Here is an 18,150-nt window from a genome sequence, read left to right as displayed (position 1 = left end):
ATAAAAAGACAACTGGAATTAGCGTACATATGAAAATTGAAGACAAAAGCCTGTGGGCAGGGGTTGTTGCTGTTGCTTTTTTATTATTTTTCCTGGCCTTGTATAGTAATGAATTTAATAGTTTTATTTCACACCCGCTGGTTAGTGGATTCTTGATTGCTCTTGCAGTATCAGTTTTTCTCCCCAAGAGAATTGAGGCTGAAAGCAGAAACTCTTTGCTTAGAGGGTTTTATGATGACATGGAGTTCATCGCTAAGCGCTATGAGGCGCTGGGAGTGTCTATTGTTAATTGTGCAACGAAGCGATCTTTTAGCTTTAGCGATGCTGTAGGTCCGGTTGTACATGGAAATGAGTCACTTTCTATTTCGAGACTTAATCAACAACTACAACTGAGTCAGCAGCAGAAAAAAGCACTAATAAATGTTGAGAATGCAGTAAATGTGATAAATCTAAATCTTCAGGCAAACATTGATAGAATTAATGAAAACCTCAAGATTGGGCGAAATGGGTTGCATTTTGATGATAACATGAAGGCTGCGTTTGATAGCTTGTGTTACCTTAGCTTCACTTTAAGACGAATAGTTGAGCTACAAGACCGATTCAAATTGGAGCTTGAGCCAGAAGGTTGCTACAGGATGCCTGTGCTCCATGTGATGTATCCAAATGATAAACACAAGAGAGAATTGATGCTTAAATGGTTGGAAACTGATGCTCAACTAGTTCAGTTAATACTACCTTCATAACAACCCGCTTCGGCGGGTTTTTTATTTGCCTGAGACCCACCAATGACCGAACTCGACATCTCCACCATGACTGAGCAGGAGCAGATTGCCTGCATCCGCGAAAAGCTCAGCGATAAGTGGTGGCGGATGAACAACCTCTACATGATCGAGAACGAGCAGGGCCAGCTGGTGCGCTTTCGGCTGCGTCCGGCGCAGGAGCTGCTGTTCAAGACCATGTGGTGGCTGAACATCATCCTCAAGGCGCGTCAACTCGGGTTCTCCACGGCTATTGATATCTATCTGCTGGATGAGGCGCTGTTCAACAAGAACATCAAGTGCGGGATCATCGCCCAGGATCTGACGGCAGCAGGGGAAATCTACCGCACCAAGATTGAAGTCCCGTTCGATAACCTGCCCGGCTGGCTCAAGGCCCAGTTCAAGGTGGTTACTCGGCGCGGCGGGGCCAATGGCGGTCATATCCTGTTCCGGCATGGCTCCAGCATTCAAGTGGCCACCTCTTTCCGCTCTGGTACCGTCCAGCGCCTGCATGTGTCAGAGCACGGCAAGATCTGCGCCAAGTACCCGGAGAAGGCCAAGGAGGTGCGTACCGGTACCCTGCAGGCCATTCACCCTGGCGCCGTGGCTTTTATTGAGTCCACCGCCGAAGGTGTGGGCGGCGACTTCCACGCCATGAGCATGAAGTCTCTCGAACTGGCCCGGGCATCCGGTGAGCTCAGCAAGCTGGATTGGAAGTTCCACTTCTTCGCCTGGTGGCAAGATCCCAAGTATCGCGCCGACGTTCCGGCGTCTGGCGTGGTGGCAAGCAAGGCTCAGCTTGACTACTTCGCCGCGGTTGAGAAGGCGATGAACTGCACCATCAGCGACGAGCAGCGTCAGTGGTACGTGCTGAAAGAGTCCACCTTGGGCGCAGAGATGAAGCAGGAGTTCCCCAGCACGCCGCTGGAAGCGTTCCTGACCTCTGGCCGTAGGGTATTCGACCCCATCGCAACAATGGAGGCAGAGGGCGACTGCATGCCGCCTCTCATCGTCTATGACATGGATCCCGTTACCGGCAAGCGCGAGAAGGCCCGCAAGCCGGACAAACTGGACGAGCAGGGCCAGCGCTCCCTCGAAAACATGCTGTTGGTGTGGGAGTTGCCCGATCCCGATGAGGATTACGCCATTGGCGCCGATGTGGCGGAAGGTCTCGAGCACGGCGACCGCTCCAGCTTTGATGTGATCGCCAAGAGTGACGGGCGTCAGGTGGCCCACTGGTTCGGTCATCTGGATCCAGGTCTCTTTGCCCAACTGCTGGCCCATGTCGGCAAGTTCTACGGCACCGCAGAGCATGGCCCCGCCTATATCGGCCCGGAGCGTAACAACCACGGTCACGCCGTCCTGCTCAAGCTGCGCGAGCTCTACCCTACCCGCCGCATCTACACCCAGGAGTATATCGACCGGGATCGGGATGATGAGACCCAGCGCCTCGGCTGGCTGACCACACGCCAATCCAAGCCGATCGTGGTGGATGGTCTCAAGGCCCTGCTGCGTGCCGGTCAGGCCGGGATCCGCTGGATAGGCACCATTTCCGAAGCAACCACCTACGTCTACGACAAGAGCGGCAGCATGAACGCTCAGGAAGGCTGCTACGACGACCAACTGATGAGCTACATGATTGCCCAAGAGATGCGCGCCCGCATGCCTGCCCGCATCGTCAAACCCGAATCCACCCGTAAACCCAAGCATTGGATGGCCAACTGATGATCAACTCACAACCCAAAGCCCCCGAGAAGGGCGGCCTCGATACGCAGAAGCTGCTCGCGCTGATGAGCGATATCAATGGCCAGCCAGACTGGCGAAGCCTTGCCAATCGCTCCTGTGCCTACTACGACGGCGACCAGCTGCCGCCCGAGGTGGTCAAGGTGCTCAAGGAGCGGGGCCAGCCCATCACCATCCATAACCTGATCGCCCCGACTATTGACGGCGTGTTGGGGATGGAGGCCAAGAGCCGCACCGATCTGATGGTTGTCGCTGATGACCACGACGACGAGCTCGAGCAGCTGGCCGAGGCCGTCAACGCCGAATATTCCGACATGTGCCGCCTTGGTGGGCTAGATCGCGCCCGGGGCGAGGCATATGGCGGCCAAATCAAGACCGGATTGGGTTGGGTGGAGGTCAGTCGCCGTGGTGACCCGTTCGGCCCGCGCTACAAGTTCAGCAGCGTCCACCGTGACGAGGTGTATTGGGATTGGCACAGCCGTGAGCCCGATTTGAGCGACTGTCGTTGGCTGATGCGCCGCCGCTGGGTTGATCTGGATGAGGCCAAGACCATGTTCCCGAGCAAGGCTCAGGCACTGGAGTGGGGCGTCAACGATTGGGCCGGTATGGTCAGCCTGACCGCCATAGAGGGGCTGGATCCCAACATTGTCAGCGCCTATGACGAATGGAGCCAGTTCAGCGGCAAGGAAGTGGAATGGTGCAGTCGGGAGCGGGATCGCGTTCTGCTCCAGGTGGTCTACTACCGCACCTACACCATGCGTCAGGTGTTGATGCTCGACTCTGGCCGGGCGCTGGAGTTTGACAAGAGCAACCAGCTGCACCGCGCCGCCATTGCCAGCGGTCGCGCCAGGCTGGAGCGCTGTCCGGTAGCCGTGATCCGCGAATCCTGGTTCGTCGGCCCCCATCATCTGGTCGATCGCCCCTGCACCGCCCCGCACAACATGTATCCGCTGGTGCCGTTCTGGGGGTACCGCAAAGACCGCACCGGCGAGCCCTATGGCCTGATTGCCCGCGCCATGCCGGCACAGGATGAGGTGAACCTGCGCCGCATCAAGCTCACCTTCTTGCTGCAGGCCAAGCGCGTCATCACGGATAAGGACGCCACCAACATGAGCCGGGATCAGGTGCTGGAGCAGGTAGAGCGCCCGGATGGCTATATCGAACTCAACCCTGACCGCGCCAACAAGACCAGCGTGAGCGACGCCTTCAAGGTGGAGCAGGATTTCAACGTGGCGGCCCAGCAGTTCCAGGTGATGCAGGACTCGGTGAAGCTCATTCAGGATACCATGGGGGTTTATGCCGCCTTCTTGGGGCAGGGCTCGACCGGACAATCTGGCGTGGCCATCAGCAACCTGGTGGAGCAGGGCGCGACCACCCTGTCTGAGATCAACGACAACTACCGGATGGGCTGCCAGCAGGTTGGGCAGCTGGCACTGGCTTATCTGCTTGAGGATATGGCCAGCAAGCGCAACTACAAGGTGACCGTCAACCGCGACGACCCGCGCCGCCGCAAGGCTGTGGTGATCAACGTGGAGCAGGAAGGGGGCAAGCTGACCAACGATGTGACTCGGCTGCGAGCCCATATTGCCCTGGCACCCATCCAGCAGACCGCCGCGTACAAGCAACAACTGGCCGAGCGGATGACGCAAGCCATGTCCCAGCTGCCGCCAGAGGCCGCCGCTGCCTGCTTCGATTTGCTGGTTGAGCTGATGGATGTGCCGCGCAAGGCGGAGTTTGTGGAGCGGATCCGCAATGCCCTCAACATCCAGAAGGATCCGGAGGAGATGAGCGACGAGGAGCGCGCCGCCGCAGAGCAGCAGGCACAGCTGGCCCAGATGCAGCAGCAGATGGCCATGCAGGAGATGCAGGCCAAGCTGGCAGAGCTGGAGGGCAAGGCCGCCAAGTGGCAGGCGGAGGCCCAGCGCATCACCAAGCTGACCGACTCTATCCGCTTCGAGGACGCCCTCAAGCAGGCCCAGACCGGCAAGACCCTGCAGGAGATGGAGCAGTTGGCCGCCCAGCAGCAGGCGATGCAGGCCGAGCAGGCAGCCCTGCAGGCCCAGCTGTTGGACACCATTCAGCAGCAGATAGACGCGATCGCGCTCTGATAGTTGCTTTCCTAATCGCCCAGCGTTAGGATTTCTCCATCATGGCCCAGTCTTTCGAGATTGGGCCTTTTGTTTTGGCTGGTTTAGCTCAGTAGGTAGAGCGGCTGCCTTGTAAGCAGCGGGTCGCGGGTTCGACTCCTGCAACCAGCACCACCGAACGAGCCGTTTGTCAGCGGCTAGGGAGAGTGGCCCGACCCGATGAGAACCCCAGATGACAATGGGGAAGAAGGGCTCCATCCAGCTGGATAGCTGGAATCTTCGCGGAGATAAGCGCTATGTTGCGTGAGCAGGGCGGCAGCATCGACCGCAGCACTACGTAGACCGCGACAGGCAACCTAAAAGACGCTCTGATGGTTGCCAACCTATTCACTAACACCCGGCCATAGCGCCGGGTTTTTTATTTGGAGCAGGACATGACCGACCGCCAGCAGGTTGATGCAGAAATGGAGCGCGAGATCCAGACTCTCGGGCTGACAGCGCCGCGCGTGACCCCTGACCAGATCGAGGCGCTGATGCGTGGTGTTCGCTATGAGGTGCAGGTTGTTCCCGGTACCACAACCACGCTGGCCACCGCCATTGCTGCCAACGGCTTCACCCTTGCCATTGGCATGACCGCCTGCGCCGACCCGGCCAACTTCAATGCAGAGCTTGGCGCCAAGTACGCCATCAAGGATGCCGAAGCCAAGGCCCGCCAAGAGCTGTGGAAGCTGGAAGGCTGGCGGCTCAAGTGCCACCTTGACGAAGTGAGCGGGCCGCGAGTCGGTGGCCCAACGAATCCCTAGCGATAGACGACAGCAGCCCTTGCCCGCCTTGTGCGGGCTTTTTTATGCCCAGCCCCAGCCGGGGAGCGCTTTCACCGAGAGCCTTCCCCCGCTTGGGCAGCGATACCACCCACTGAAAACCCACGAGGACGACCATGAGCAAAACCATCGATAACCTGACCGGAACTGAAAGCCTGGACGAACTGGAAGCCATGCTGGCCGAGATTGAGCAAGCGCCCGATGTCGAGCTGGACAATGGCACTGGCACCAAGCAAACGGACGTAGAACCCGCGCCGTCGGCGGGCGAGGTGGCAGCCGGTAACGAACAAGCTGCAGCCAATCAGGTTGAGGAACAGGCCAGCGCACCTGAAAAGGTCGTTATGGCCAAGAACGGTCAACACACCATCCCGTATGAAGTGCTGGAACAGGCGCGCAACGAGACCAAGCAACTGCGTGAGCAGCTGGCTCAGGCGCAGCAGGCCAAGGCAGAGCGGGATAAGTTGCAGGCGCTGCTGGAGAAGAACGGGATTGACCCATCGGTTGACCCGGACGACATCAGCCAGGAAGAGCTGGAGCAACTGGCGCAGGACTACCCGGATCTCGGCAAGTCCATCGCTGCCATTGCCCGCAAACTCCAAAAGCTGGAGCCGCAAGCCGCGCCGCAACAGGTTCAGCCAGTCGCCAACCCGGTAGAGGCCGCACTGCAGGCGGTACCTGACCTGGCCGCATGGCGTGACGGCGACCAAGACCGCTTCGATATGGCCCTCACTATCGATGATAAGTTGCAGGCCGACCCCGCGTGGAGCAACAAGCCGCTGGCAGAGCGATTCGCAGAAGTGGCTCGCCGCACCAAGCTGGCCTTTGGCGACGAGGTTGAAGCGCCTCCCGCCAAGGCACCCGGCAAGGCGGCAGAGAAACCCGCTGATCACATCCCGTCCAGTCCATCAGAACTCGGCCAAACCCATCACGCACCGGCAACGGGTGTCGAGCGCTATGGCGCCATGTCTCAAGCCGATCTAATCGGCGAGATGGGCAACATGACAGAGGCCCAGATCGAGGCGCTGCTGGCGCAGTCCGGGTTCTAACCAACAACCCCGTTTACATCAACCAACCCCGGCCACTGTGTCGGGGTTTTTGTTTTCATGTAGGAGAGGATCATGACCCAAGTCACCTCGGCGCAAGCCAACAAGATTTTGCAGGCCGCCCTGTTTACCGCGGCCAACCGTTCCCACTCGCTGGTGAACATGCTGACCGATGAGGCCCCCAATGGCGTCAAAGTCAACGGCGGCAAGCAGACCAGTGCAGGCGCACCGGTGGTTCGCATCACCGATCTGTCCAAGCAAGCTGGCGACTCCGTTGATATGCAGCTGTTTCATCAGCTCTCTGGCCGCCCGACCATGGGTGACCAGAATATTGATGGTCGCCTGGAAAGCCTCTCTTTTGCAGACTTCTCGCTCAAGGTCAACCAGACCCGTCACGGTGTTGATGCTGGCGGCAAAATGAGCCAGTCTCGCACCCGGCACGACCTGATCAAGACCGCTCGAGCGCTGCTTGGTGATGGTTACTACGGCCGACTGGTTGATCAGCGCGGCTTTGCCCAGCTGGCCGGCGCCCGCGGCGATTACTACGCGACCGATATCATTCTGCCGCTGGCGGATGACCCGGAATTTGCCGACATCATGATCAACCCGCTGACTGCGCCCACCTACGAGCGCCACTTCTTCGGCGGTGATGCGACCAGCTTCGAAGCCATCGACGCGGCTGACCGCTTCAATCTTGCCTGTGTGGACAACATGTCGCTGTTCCTGTCCGAGATGGCCAACCCCATCCAACCGATCCGCATGGTGGCGGATCCGTCCGGTGGCGAGCCGCTCTACGTGCTCTATGTCACCCCGCGCCAGTGGCACGACTTCTACACCTCCAGCTCCGGCAAGGACTGGCAAGCAATGCTGGCGTCCGCGATGGAGCGCAGCAAGGGCTGGAGTCACCCCATCTTCCGCGGTGAAGGTGCGATGTGGCGTGGCATCCTGGTCAAGCCCTACAAGGGCATGCCGATCCGTTTCAACCAGGGCAGCACCGTCAAGGTGTGCGCCGCCAACTCCGCGACCGGCTCGGAAGTGGACAAGGTTGCCGGCACCACCATCGACCGCGCCGTGCTGCTGGGCGGTCAGGCGCTGGCCAACGCCTTCGGCTCCGGCGAGCAGGGTTCTCAATTCGGCATGCACGAAGAGAAAACCAACCACGGCAACAACACCGAGATCTCCATCAGCTGGGTATCCGGCCTGCAGAAGATCCGCTTCAAGCAGCGCAACGGCAACATTCAGGACCATGGCTGCATGGTGCTGGATACCGCCGTCAGCGCCGTCGCGCGCTAACCCACCACCCGAGCGAGGGGGTTGATGCCCCCTCCTGTTGATATCTGATCTGATAAGGAGCCATATCATGGCCAAAACTACCCTGCTCGCCCGAGCGTACCGCTGGTTTGTTGGTTCGTTCGGCAACCTCTCTATCTCCCCGACTCTGGTGGCCAAGCTGGCGGCAGTGCCGTCCGGCGACGTCATCGCCTTTGGTGACAAGGTGGAGCCCAACCTGAAAGTGGTTGGCGCCACCCTCATCAGCGGCGCGCTTGGTGCCAGCACCACGCTGACCGTCACCGTCGGATCGACAGTCATCATCAACGCCGAAGGCACGGCAACGGCGGTATCCAAGTATTTCCCGGTGGACGATCTGAAGACGCTGCCCGACCAGGAGATCACCCTCACCGTCGGCGGCGGCGCAGCAACGGGCACAGTCAAGCTCAAGCTGCACTATGAGGTGATCGGCAACCTGTAAGGCTGCCCGTCACGCCATGCCCGGCCCGGTGCCGGGCTTTTTCATTTCTGGATTGGAGATATTGCCGTGAGCGACAAAATTGCCGTGGTTTATATCGGCGACAAGCCGAGCAAGAAAGACACCGTGACCGGATCCCGCCTGGTGTTCCCGCGCCACACGCCAGTTGATGTGGAGAGCCACATCGCCATGCAGCTGCTGGAGTTCCCCACCGTCTGGGTCAGCAAAGAAGCGCTGGCCGGCACGCTGGAGCGGCAGGAGACCATCGCACGAATGGAAGCGGAAGAGCAGGAGCGCCTTGCTGCCGAAGCTGCCCGCCTGGCCGAAGAGCAGAGCATGGTGGTCGGTGATATCGATCTGGCCAAGCTCACCTCTGCCCAGCTGGCGACCCTGATCGAAGGTGAAGATCTGGGTATCGAGCAGAAGGGGCCGCAGGAGAAGGTGGACGACTTCCGCGTTCGCGTGCGTGACGCCATGAAAGCCAAGGCCGCCAAGGCGGGGGGCTAAGCATGCAAATGGTACCCCGCGAGCAGTTCCTGCCTACCGTCAGGCTGCACATCACAGGTCCGCTCGAGATGCTGCTGGAAGAGGCCGTGACCGAGGCGGCAATCACCTTCTGCCGTGAATCCGAGCTGATCACCCTCGATCGCCTGCTGCCAAGTGCGGCGGCTGGCAGCCTTGAGGTGGTGTGCAATGTGGACGGGGTTACCTCCTGCAATGTGTTGCACCTCACCGGGGCCGACGGCGTGCCGCTGGACTCTGGTCGCGACTACTTCGCCATGTCGGCCAATGAACTGAGCATCCTGACCGATCTAAGCAATGTGCGGATCTGGTACGTGGCAGCCCCAGTAAAAGGCGCCAAGGAGTTGCCAGCACAGCTCTACACCGACCATGCCGAGGCTATCGCCCATGGTGTGGCTGCGCTGCTCTATGCCCAACCGGATCGCCCTTGGTCTGACCCCAAGCGGGCCAACTTCCATCGCGCCGAGTTTGTCGAGGGGTGGCGTCGTGCTGGCCGGTTCCGCAAACAGCATAGCGCCCCGACCCAAGTCGAATACTACAACCCGCCCCGCAAACACAGCTTTTTCTAAGGAGTCGCCATGGCTACCGTGCCTATTTCAACCATCATCAAGCGGGTTAATACCCTGCTGGTCGATCCGACCTTTACCCGCTGGCCCAAGCAGGAGCTGCTGGACTACTACAACGACGCCACCAAAGCGATCGTGCTGGTTCGCCCTGACGCTCACACCAAGAACGTTGAGTTTATCTGTGTGGCAGGCACCAAGCAGGCGCTGCCTGCCGACGCCCTGCGGCTGATTGAGGTGCTGCGCAACGCCAACGGCAAGGTGATCCGCTTTGTGCCGCGCAAGGCGCTGGATGACAGCTATCCAGATTGGCACTCCGGCAAGACGGCGACATCCGTTGATAACTACTGCTACGAAGATCGCGACCCCAAGACCTTCTATCTGCACCCTGGCCCGGCCGCTGCCGTCAAGGTGGATGTGATCTACTCGGTCGCCCCGCAATCCAAGCAGTTGGCTGATGTAGAGAACGCCAGCACCCCAGCCATGGCGGATCTGGATGATATCTACATCAACCCCATCATCGACTTCATGCTCTACCGCTGCTTCTCCAAGGATGCCGAGTACGCCGCCAACAGCAACCGCGCGGCAGGTCACTACAACGCATTCCTGCAGCAGCTTGGGGAGAAAACCCAGGCTGACGCCAACATGGAAGCCCGTCAGCAGGCTGGCTTTAACCGGGTAACAAGGCAGTAAGGGGCGCATAGATGGCTGGAGTGTGGAAGCGTGACGGCACTGTAGCCGTCACCAACGGCAGCAAGAAGGTAACCGGTACCGGAACCACCTTTGCAGATGCCAAGAACGGGGTGGCCAAGGGCCACCTTTTTTGTATGACCACTGGCACCACGGTTGATCTCTATGAGGTCGATTACGTGGTGTCAAACACCGAGCTACATCTCGTGCAAGCTTTCCGTGGCACCACCGGCACCGGCAAGGCTTACGAGATCATCACCACCTTCTCTGACTCCATTCCGGAGTTTGCCCGCAAGCTGAACGCCTCTCTGTCCTACTACCAGAGCCAGTCGGATATGGTTCAGCAGTTGTTTACCAGCGATGCGGCAGAGATCACGGTAACCGCCCCGGATGGTACGACTCACAAGCTGATCCCTTGGAAGCGGGTAACCAGCGATGGTGAAGGCCAGGCGGCCCGCGCCAAGGTCGAGGCAGATCGTTCCAAGACCGAAGCAGATCGCTCTGGCACAGAGGCTGACCGGGCGGCGGGGATTGTGGCGCAGGCAGCGCTTCCCATGCCGGATGTGTGGGCGCCGCTCTCTGACAGCCTGCGCATGATCACCGGCTATGGGCGGGATGTGCTGGTTGGGTCTGACGTGGTGGCGCGGATGGTCAACTTTTCCCGCAACTCAACCGCGACCTACATTGGCAAGGATGGCCTCCTGAAAACGGCCGCCGTGAACGAACCGAGGTTCGAGAAAGAGGGACTGCTGCTTGAGGGGCAGAGTACGAATCTTGTTCCTAACAGCAAAAACCCGCCACCAACAACAAGCGAGACCAGCGTGACGCCAGTCGCATCGCCCTATGGAGATGTTTTTAAGTTCGCGGCGGCCACGACAAATAACTCCATGAAAGATGTGAGATTTGCCCCGCTAACAGCTGGGCAGCTTGTAACGCTCAGTTTTATTGCAAAAAAGGCCGAGATTGACACCGTGGCCGTTGGTTTTGATGGGATGTTTTCTGCCCTATTCAATCTGACATCAGTCAGTGTCGGCGGTGTCCCATCAGGATCATCTGCCACAATCACGCCAATTGGCGACGGGTTCTACAGGGTAACATTAACAACCACCACAACTCGGGATGTTACTCCCTCCCTGCGATTAAAGGTCAACGGGACATTTGTAGCTAACGCGATCGGGGATGGTATGTTGATTGGTAATCTGCAAGCTGAACTTTTGCCATTTGCCAGCTCTTACATCCAGACAAATGGCGCAGCTGTTACTCGCGCCGCCGATCAGGCTTGGCTGCCTGCCGCAGGAAACCGGTTTATTGGTGGACTGTACGCCGCGGCCTTTGAGTTTGACCTGCTGGGTCGCGTTGCTGGGGCTGGTTTCTCGCGGCTGGTTGACTTTGATAACTCAGGTGGCGCAGACAGGCAGCACATTTCGCTGAATGAAGGCGGCCAGTTGCAGTGCGTGATGGGGACAGGCCAAGTTGCAGGCGTTGCCGGAAAATTGGCAGGCCGCGCAGCGATGCGGATGAACAACTTTTCACTGAACGTAATGATGGACGGGGTGGCGGGGTCGTCAGTTACGGCGTCGGGAGTTAACTCCTCGCTCAATAACCGCATCGTGCTGATGAACAGCAACCAGTTCAATCTGCCATCGTATGGCCATATCCGAAATCTCAGAATGTGGAGCAAGCACCCCATCAGTAACGATCAACTGAGGACGGCTGCATGACCGACTTTATCGACCTCAACTTAAAAGCGGTCACTCAGGCCGCCATGACCAAAGCGCTACTGGCCGCCGGCTTTATCAAAGATGGCGAGACAGGAACTATCTATCACCCCGCTGCCAGCTTGCAGCTTCTGCCGCCCGGCATGGTGACGCGACCGACTGGCGAGGTGCAGGTTGTCGATGGTATCGAGCTGGAGGTGCGCGAACCCGTCCCTGGCTATCACGCCAACGTCAGAACCCAAGACCCGGCAATGGCCGCCGCGCTGGCACCGGTGGCCGTTACCGTTGAAACCCCGCAATACGTCTGGGCATAGGAGGCATCATGATCGTTCGTCTCGAACCTATCACGGCGATCGTGGTCGCCGTGCTGCTTGGCTGGGCATGGAATACCGCCACAGCCCCCGGGCCGGTCTGCCAGGTGCAGGATGTTCACCAGGGCAAAACCATCCTGGTGCCGCGCCCCTGCGCCGAGGTGCTGCAGCCAGCCAAGTGAGCCTTGCCTCCTGGCGCTGTCAGCGTTAGGATTTACCCATCATGGCCCGCTCTATTCTGAGTGGGCCTTTTTGTTTCCTGCCCGCCGAGAATCCCATGTCAGCCATTGATATCGTCACCATGCGAGGAGTAACGCCGCGCGTGGAGCCTCACCTGTTGTCTGATGAAGTGGCCGTGGTGGCCCGCGACTGCCATTTTGATCACGGCGTTATCTCTCCCATTGAGGAGGATGCGAGCGCCGGTGTGGTGCTGCCCATCACGCCAACGACCCTGTTCCGCTATGGCGAGCACTGGTTTGCATGGAACAAGGTGGTTGAGGCCATGCGCTCACCTATCGCTCAGGATGAGTATCAGCGGGTCTACTACACAGATGGCGAATACCCCAAGGTGACCCACGCCCAGATAGCGACCGGTGGCAGTGCCAAGCCTACCGCCTGGTATCGGCTCGGGGTGCCTGCGCCCGGCGTTCCTGTTGGCATCAGCGCCATCACGCCGCCAGAGGGCGGCAAGGATGACGACATCACCGATGACGAAACCCGCTACTACGTTGACACCTATGTCACCGCTATGGGCGAGGAGGGGCCGCCAGGGCCAGCCAGCGGCAAGGTGGCAATCCCTATTCCTGAATCAACGGTGACGCTGGCGCTATCTCCTCCGCAGTCGCAGGACAACAACATCACCAAGCGCCGGATCTACCGGTCTGTATCTGGTGGCGGCTTGGCTGATTACCTGCTGGTCGCAGAGCTGCCCATTGCGCAAGCCTCGTTTGTGGATGGCCTTGCCGATGGTGAGCTAGGCCCTGTGCTGGAGACCTACGATTACGCTCCGCCACCTGCTGCCCTGCGCGGCCTGTGCCAGATGGCCAACGGTATGTGTGCTGGCTTTGCTGGCAACTCGCTCTATCTGTGCGAGCCCTATCTGCCCTATGCCTGGCCGGAGAAGTACCGGCTCACCACAGAGCACGACATCGTGGCGATCGCCGCCATTGATACTGCATTGGTGATCGGCACCAAGGGTTACCCCTATCTGGCTCAAGGCGTGAGCTCTTCCTCGGTAACAAACCAGAAGCTCAGCCACCTGCCTCAAGCCTGTATCAGTGCTCGCTCAATGGTGGCGATGGATGGAGTCGTACTCTATGCGTCCCCTGACGGCCTGGTTGGTATTGGCGCCAGCGGTGGGCAGGTGGTGACCGAACAGGTGATCACCAGCAAGCAGTGGCGGGCCATGAAGCCTGAAACCCTGCGCGCCTGGCATCACGAAGGCAAGTACGTCGGTCTGACCGATACCCACGCATTTATCTTCGACCCCAAGTCTGGCGACCTGCGTGAGCTGACCAATCGCTGGGATGCGGCTGTTTCGGACATGGAGAGCGATAGCCTGTTTGTAGCCAAGGGGCGGGATCTGCATATCTGGCGCGGCGGAGAGACCGGTAATGGTCAGTTCGTCTGGCGCTCGAAGGTGTTTATGAATGTCAGCGGCACGGCTTATGGCTGCTGCCGGATCCTGTCGTCAGACATCGCTCAGATCGGGATCAGGCTGTTCGTGGATAACCAGCAGGTAATGGAGCTATCACCCGGCAATCTGACTGTGAGCGCGTTCAGGCTGCCACCGGTGCGTGGCCGATGGTGGCAAATCGAGGTGTTCGGTACCGCTACGGTGCGGCGTATTACCCTGGCTGGCTCAATGGCGGAGTTGATGTAATGGCAAAAGCAGCATACCGGGCCGGACGAGATCAGGCCGCCACCGCCGAAAACGTCGAGCTGCTGACAGGGCAGCGCGGCAATAAGCTGGACAAGGCTGTCACGCTGCGCGAACTGACCGCGCTGGGCCTGGCGACGCTGCGCCCTGGTGCTGGCGGCTCGTTCACTCCCGGCAAGAACCCGGACCTATTCCCTACCGGTACCTATGACAAGCCTCACGCACCGGTCAATGTGCAGGCTAATGGTGCGTTTCATACCGTGGTTATCGACTGGGATGGGCCTAACTACCGGGGCCATGCCCATGCCGAGGTATGGCGAGCCGAGACTGATAGCCTGCCGGCTGCCACGCTGGTCGGTACCACATCGGCCAATGTGTTCTCTGACGCTATCGGCAAAGGGGCCACGTTTTACTACTGGGTTCGTTTCGTTAATGGCAAGGATGATGCAGGCCCCTTTAACGCCAACGGCGTGAAGGCTGAGACCAGCCGCGACGTGCAGGACATCCTTGATGAGCTGCAGGGGCAGATTGATGAGAGCCATCTGGCCAAGGAGCTGCTGGACCCCATCAAGAAGGTGCCACAACTCTCCATGGATGTGGAGGCAATCAAGCCAAAGCTGGAGGAGGTGGATGTCTCCATCGGCTCAATCCAGAACAAGATCCCCAGCCTAGAGGGGGAGCTGGCGTCGCTTAACCAGAAGCAGCAGGAAAGCGAGGCGCTGCTCAAGGACGCACAGGACCAGCTTGGCAATGCCAGTATCGATATCGGGTTGGTTCAGGACCGCCTGAACGACAAGATCGACAAGTATAAGGGCGACTTTGACAGCTTCCGGGATGCGGTGTTCGAGGTTGATCCAGAGAATGGCAACATCACCATGGATGCGGTTAACGCCGTCCGAGAAGAGCTGCGCACCTCCATCACAGAGGTGCACCAGTCGCTGGATGCCGTATCAGGGCAGATCACAAGCAAGGCGGATAACGTCACAGTTGATAGCCAAGGGCAGCGAATCACAGAGGCCGAGCAGCGTATCAACGGGCTCGATGCCAGCCTGAGCCAGACGGTTACCAAGGGTGAGTTCACCGAGGAGCAGAAGAAGGTTACCCAGATTGGGCAGGAGCTGAACGCCACCAAGGGGGAGTTGGCCCAGAAGGCTACGCAGCAAGAGGTTGATGAGCAGGGCGAGCGGCTGGCCAACGCTGAAAGCAAGCTGACGGTCCACACCGATGAGCTATCTAGCCAGGCGCAGCGAATCGACGGGCTGCAGGCCACCGTGAACCGGGGTGATGAAGGGCTGGATGCAAGGATCACCGAGCTGGCGCGCGTCACCGCTGACGCCGACGGCGTAACAGCCCAGCGAGTCAGCGGGCTGGAGGTGCGTACTGGTGAGGCAGAGGGCAAGATCAGCGCCCTGGAGGAGATTATCGAGTACGAGGGCGGTATTACTGCTGGTCGGTTCGATGAAATCCAGGCTGAGATTGAGCTGGCAAAGGACAAGGCTGATGGTGCTGGCGATGCTGGCCAGGCTGCCATTGATGCCGCACTGGCAGGGGATGAGCGAGACAGGGATAACCGCACCGCTTTTGGCGCCATTCGCACCCAACAGCAGGTCATCGTGAATGAGCAGGCTGCCCAAGCCAAGCGCATCACCGACATAGACGTCAAGTTTGAGGGTAAGGATGCAGACACCCAGGCTCGCATCACCGGCGTGGAGGAGGCCTTTGCCGACGCCGATAGTGCGCTGGCCCAGCGCATTGATGATCTGAGCGCTTCGACGAGCGGGTCGTTTGGTGAAACCGCAGCGGCCATCAAGGCACTGGAGAAGGTATCGACCGACGCTGACAGCGCACTGGCACTGCGCCAAGACCAGATGCATGCCGAGCTTACCGATGCAGACAACGCCCTGAGCGCCGGGATTGCCAGCGAATCAGAGGCAAGAGCGACAGCTGATGAGGCTATGTCTCGGCGAGTTGACGAGTTGACTGCCAACGTGGATGGCGAACTTGGCGACCTGAACGCCAGGGTGGCCCAGGAGGAGCAGGCGCGGGCAGATGGTGACGGCGCACTGGCAGAGCGGATCACCACGCTGGACGCCAGCGTAAAGGAGGGGGACGCCACTAACGCGGCCAGTATCTCCAGCCTGGAAAAGGTGGTTGTTGATACCACTCAGGCGCTGGCACAGCGTCAGGATGACATGGAGTCATCCATCGACCTTGGCGGTAAAACGGATGTCGAGGGCGCGCTGGCAGGCGATGAGCGCGACCGGGAGAACCGCAAGGCGCGCGGCAAGATCATTACTCAGCAGCAAACGCTGGCCAATGCCCATGAGGCGCTGGCAAGAGATGTGACGCAGCTCACCGCAGATTACGAGGCGGATAGCGCCGACCTGCACAGCCAGATCACCGAGGAACGGCTGGCGCGCAGTACGGCGGACGAGGCGCTGGCACAAAAGACATCGGTGCTTGAGGCGCAGATAGAAGGGGTTGACCAGTCACTGTCTGCCTCTATTGCCGAGGTGGCCAAGGCTAGCGCTGATGCAGACTCAGCCATGACCGAGAAGTTGAGTCAGCAGCAGTCTGCCATGGAGACGGCTGACGCCGAGCTATCCGGGCGCATCAACGAGGAGGCGACAACCCGGGCTGATGCCGTGGAGTCGCTGGCCAGCCAGATCCAGCAGGTTACGGCTAATTACCAGGATGGTGATAATCGGTTAGAGGGCCAGATCACTGCGGAGTCAGAGGCGCGAGCAAACGCTGTGCAGTCTCTTGCCAGTCAGATCAACACGGTTTCCGCTGTGGCCGGCAGCAAGAACAAGACGTTCTTTCAGGCCACTGCTCCAAGCAATGACATGGGAACTGGCGACCTGTGGTTTGACACCTCCAACAACAACCGTCCATATCGGTACAGTGGCACCGCATGGGTGGCCACAGATGACCCGCGGATTGCAGCTAACGCTGCAGCAGTGCAGTCCCAAAGCCAAGCCATCGCCGACTTGCAAAATGGCGCTCAGGCTATGTGGTCAATCAAGGCCCAAGCTGGCGATATCAAGGCCGGGATCGGCTTGGTAGCCAAGAGTGATGGCACCAGCCAGGTGATGGTGTCTGCCAGCCAGTTCTTTGTGTTCAACCCAAACAGCCCAAACGCCACCGCCCCTCTGTTTGCCATCGATAACGGCCAGACGGTGATCGCCGAAGCCATCATCCGCAAGGCGACTATCCAGATCATCCACTCCGAGAAGATCACCGCCGACTATATCAAGGCGGGGGTGAGCATCAGCGCCCCGCTGATCACCGGTGGCCAGTTCGATATGGGCAACGCCTTTATGGCTGGCGGTTCGGCTGGCTTTGGCAAGGGCGGGCCATATGCCGGTTGGGGTTTTGGTTGGAGTACGATCATCTATTCTGATGGGCAAATCTTCACCAACATGATGCGAGCCGAGGGCGGCTATGTTCGCAATATGACTATCGGTAACTGCACGATAGATCAGAACTGCATTGTGCATGGGACAATCTATGCAGAGCGGATTGTTGGCGATGTGACTGCAACAAAATCGTTGGCACGCGCTATCCCTGCCAGTGGATTTTCATTCTCAGTCGGGATCCATGCCCAGAATATGGTCAGGGATATCGTTATCAATGGGATTTTCATCAAGGTTACCGGACCGGGAGGGTCTGAGCGGTCCATCACGGCATACATTGATGTTAATGGGGTGAGGGTTGGCACTTTCAGAGTGGCGGCGACAGTGCTTGGCTCTATAGATAGCACGCTTGTTAGCGGGTCTTACCGCCTGCCAGCTGGTGTTTACGGTACTGTTACCGTTGGTTTCGATAAGGGCTCGGCTGCCGGCACAATCTCTCTGGAAGGGGCTTATGTGCAGGTGTTCAAGGCTGACAGCGGGACATTCGCATGATTAGTGGCCACTTGAACCGCATCGCCAGCGACACAGGCAACCCAAGGCTACCAGCCGAACTGCAAGACGCCATCCGTAACAGGGTGGCGTTTTTGTTTGTGCGTGGTGATGACGGCTTCGTGTTGAAGCCGGTCAGCGAGCAGGGAACTACCGGCGTGCTGGTATGGGTCGGTTGGGGTGATGGTGGGGCGCCAGAGCGCCACCTACCGGAGGTTAAGCGGCTGGCCCGCATGATAGGCGCCCGCTGGTTGCGCTTCCACTCTGCTCGCAGAGGGTGGCTCAGGGTAGCGCCAAGAATGGGGTGGGTGCGTCAGCCAGATGATGCTGACGGGCTCTTTGTGTTTCAGATCAACTTGTGAG

Annotated in this window: 16 protein-coding genes and 1 tRNA gene; all 17 read left to right on the top strand. The window is 59.2% G+C overall.

Features of this window, described 5'->3' with window-relative positions:
• Window positions 1–29 precede the first annotated feature (29 nt).
• The 17 genes from AB5Y67_RS07470 (at window position 30) to AB5Y67_RS07390 (ending at window position 18,149) form a co-directional block, all read left to right on the top strand.
• Window positions 30–743 (top strand): hypothetical protein, encoded by a 714-nt coding sequence (locus AB5Y67_RS07470; protein WP_368207616.1) that lies wholly within the window; start codon window positions 30–32, stop codon window positions 741–743.
• Between the two features lie 42 nt (window positions 744–785).
• Window positions 786–2,483: a terminase gene (locus AB5Y67_RS07465; protein WP_368207615.1), complete on the top strand. Its 1,698-nt coding sequence runs from the start codon at window positions 786–788 to the stop codon at window positions 2,481–2,483.
• A complete protein-coding gene (locus AB5Y67_RS07460) occupies window positions 2,483–4,609 on the top strand; it encodes a portal protein (protein WP_368207614.1) in 2,127 nt (708 codons plus the stop codon). The genes AB5Y67_RS07465 and AB5Y67_RS07460 overlap by 1 nt, the downstream gene beginning before the upstream one ends.
• 77 nt (window positions 4,610–4,686) lie before the next feature.
• Window positions 4,687–4,762 (top strand) — tRNA-Thr (locus tag AB5Y67_RS07455).
• Between the two features lie 260 nt (window positions 4,763–5,022).
• Entirely contained in the window at window positions 5,023–5,391 is a 369-nt protein-coding gene (locus tag AB5Y67_RS07450; RefSeq protein WP_368207613.1) for a Gp49 family protein, read from the top strand.
• Window positions 5,392–5,525: 134 nt separating this feature from the next.
• Entirely contained in the window at window positions 5,526–6,455 is a 930-nt protein-coding gene (locus AB5Y67_RS07445) for a hypothetical protein (protein ID WP_368207612.1), read from the top strand.
• Window positions 6,456–6,527: 72 nt separating this feature from the next.
• Window positions 6,528–7,745, top strand: a complete 1,218-nt coding sequence (locus tag AB5Y67_RS07440; RefSeq protein ID WP_368207611.1) for a N4-gp56 family major capsid protein — start codon at window positions 6,528–6,530, stop codon at window positions 7,743–7,745.
• A 67-nt stretch (window positions 7,746–7,812) separates the two neighbouring features.
• The gene (locus AB5Y67_RS07435) at window positions 7,813–8,202 is read left to right on the top strand and encodes a hypothetical protein (protein WP_368207610.1); all 390 of its coding nucleotides are present in this window, start codon (window positions 7,813–7,815) and stop codon (window positions 8,200–8,202) included.
• Window positions 8,203–8,268: 66 nt separating this feature from the next.
• On the top strand, window positions 8,269–8,706 hold the full coding sequence (locus tag AB5Y67_RS07430) for a hypothetical protein (protein ID WP_368207609.1): 438 nt from the start codon (window positions 8,269–8,271) through the stop codon (window positions 8,704–8,706).
• A 2-nt stretch (window positions 8,707–8,708) separates the two neighbouring features.
• Window positions 8,709–9,290: a hypothetical protein gene (locus tag AB5Y67_RS07425; protein WP_159163997.1), complete on the top strand. Its 582-nt coding sequence runs from the start codon at window positions 8,709–8,711 to the stop codon at window positions 9,288–9,290.
• 9 nt (window positions 9,291–9,299) lie between these two features.
• Entirely contained in the window at window positions 9,300–9,977 is a 678-nt protein-coding gene (locus AB5Y67_RS07420) for a DUF6682 family protein (RefSeq protein WP_368207608.1), read from the top strand.
• Between the two features lie 11 nt (window positions 9,978–9,988).
• Window positions 9,989–11,695, top strand: a complete 1,707-nt coding sequence (locus tag AB5Y67_RS07415) for a hypothetical protein (protein WP_368207607.1) — start codon at window positions 9,989–9,991, stop codon at window positions 11,693–11,695.
• A complete protein-coding gene (locus tag AB5Y67_RS07410; protein WP_368207606.1) occupies window positions 11,692–12,006 on the top strand; it encodes a hypothetical protein in 315 nt (104 codons plus the stop codon). Before AB5Y67_RS07415 ends, AB5Y67_RS07410 begins: the two co-directional genes overlap by 4 nt.
• A gap of 8 nt (window positions 12,007–12,014) precedes the next feature.
• Complete coding sequence (locus AB5Y67_RS07405) at window positions 12,015–12,185, top strand: hypothetical protein (RefSeq protein WP_368207605.1); 171 nt, start codon at window positions 12,015–12,017, stop codon at window positions 12,183–12,185.
• Window positions 12,186–12,280: 95 nt separating this feature from the next.
• Window positions 12,281–13,885, top strand: coding sequence for a hypothetical protein (locus AB5Y67_RS07400; protein WP_368207604.1), 1,605 nt, complete (start codon window positions 12,281–12,283; stop codon window positions 13,883–13,885).
• The gene (locus AB5Y67_RS07395; protein WP_368207603.1) at window positions 13,807–17,790 is read left to right on the top strand and encodes a DUF1983 domain-containing protein; all 3,984 of its coding nucleotides are present in this window, start codon (window positions 13,807–13,809) and stop codon (window positions 17,788–17,790) included. Before AB5Y67_RS07400 ends, AB5Y67_RS07395 begins: the two co-directional genes overlap by 79 nt.
• Complete coding sequence (locus AB5Y67_RS07390) at window positions 17,787–18,149, top strand: hypothetical protein (RefSeq protein WP_368207602.1); 363 nt, start codon at window positions 17,787–17,789, stop codon at window positions 18,147–18,149. Before AB5Y67_RS07395 ends, AB5Y67_RS07390 begins: the two co-directional genes overlap by 4 nt.
• The last annotated feature ends 1 nt before the right edge of the window (window position 18,150 follow it).

The organism is Aeromonas sp. s12, assembly GCF_040907925.1.
GTDB lineage: Bacteria > Pseudomonadota > Gammaproteobacteria > Enterobacterales > Aeromonadaceae > Aeromonas > Aeromonas veronii.
Note: the sequence above shows the minus strand (reverse complement) of the source record. Positions and strands in the feature narration are given on the sequence as shown.

Excerpts from the sequence above, each read along its gene's own strand:
- AB5Y67_RS07470 (WP_368207616.1), top strand. The coding sequence starts at position 30 with ATGAAAATTGAAGACAAAAGCCTGTGGGCAGGGGTTGTTGCTGTTGCT.
- AB5Y67_RS07465 (WP_368207615.1), top strand. The coding sequence starts at position 786 with ATGACCGAACTCGACATCTCCACCATGACTGAGCAGGAGCAGATTGCC.
- AB5Y67_RS07460 (WP_368207614.1), top strand. The coding sequence starts at position 2,483 with ATGATCAACTCACAACCCAAAGCCCCCGAGAAGGGCGGCCTCGATACG.
- AB5Y67_RS07450 (WP_368207613.1), top strand. The coding sequence starts at position 5,023 with ATGACCGACCGCCAGCAGGTTGATGCAGAAATGGAGCGCGAGATCCAG.
- AB5Y67_RS07445 (WP_368207612.1), top strand. The coding sequence starts at position 5,526 with ATGAGCAAAACCATCGATAACCTGACCGGAACTGAAAGCCTGGACGAA.
- AB5Y67_RS07440 (WP_368207611.1), top strand. The coding sequence starts at position 6,528 with ATGACCCAAGTCACCTCGGCGCAAGCCAACAAGATTTTGCAGGCCGCC.
- AB5Y67_RS07435 (WP_368207610.1), top strand. The coding sequence starts at position 7,813 with ATGGCCAAAACTACCCTGCTCGCCCGAGCGTACCGCTGGTTTGTTGGT.
- AB5Y67_RS07425 (WP_159163997.1), top strand. The coding sequence starts at position 8,709 with ATGCAAATGGTACCCCGCGAGCAGTTCCTGCCTACCGTCAGGCTGCAC.
- AB5Y67_RS07420 (WP_368207608.1), top strand. The coding sequence starts at position 9,300 with ATGGCTACCGTGCCTATTTCAACCATCATCAAGCGGGTTAATACCCTG.
- AB5Y67_RS07415 (WP_368207607.1), top strand. The coding sequence starts at position 9,989 with ATGGCTGGAGTGTGGAAGCGTGACGGCACTGTAGCCGTCACCAACGGC.
- AB5Y67_RS07410 (WP_368207606.1), top strand. The coding sequence starts at position 11,692 with ATGACCGACTTTATCGACCTCAACTTAAAAGCGGTCACTCAGGCCGCC.
- AB5Y67_RS07405 (WP_368207605.1), top strand. The coding sequence starts at position 12,015 with ATGATCGTTCGTCTCGAACCTATCACGGCGATCGTGGTCGCCGTGCTG.
- AB5Y67_RS07400 (WP_368207604.1), top strand. The coding sequence starts at position 12,281 with ATGTCAGCCATTGATATCGTCACCATGCGAGGAGTAACGCCGCGCGTG.
- AB5Y67_RS07395 (WP_368207603.1), top strand. The coding sequence starts at position 13,807 with ATGGTGGCAAATCGAGGTGTTCGGTACCGCTACGGTGCGGCGTATTAC.
- AB5Y67_RS07390 (WP_368207602.1), top strand. The coding sequence starts at position 17,787 with ATGATTAGTGGCCACTTGAACCGCATCGCCAGCGACACAGGCAACCCA.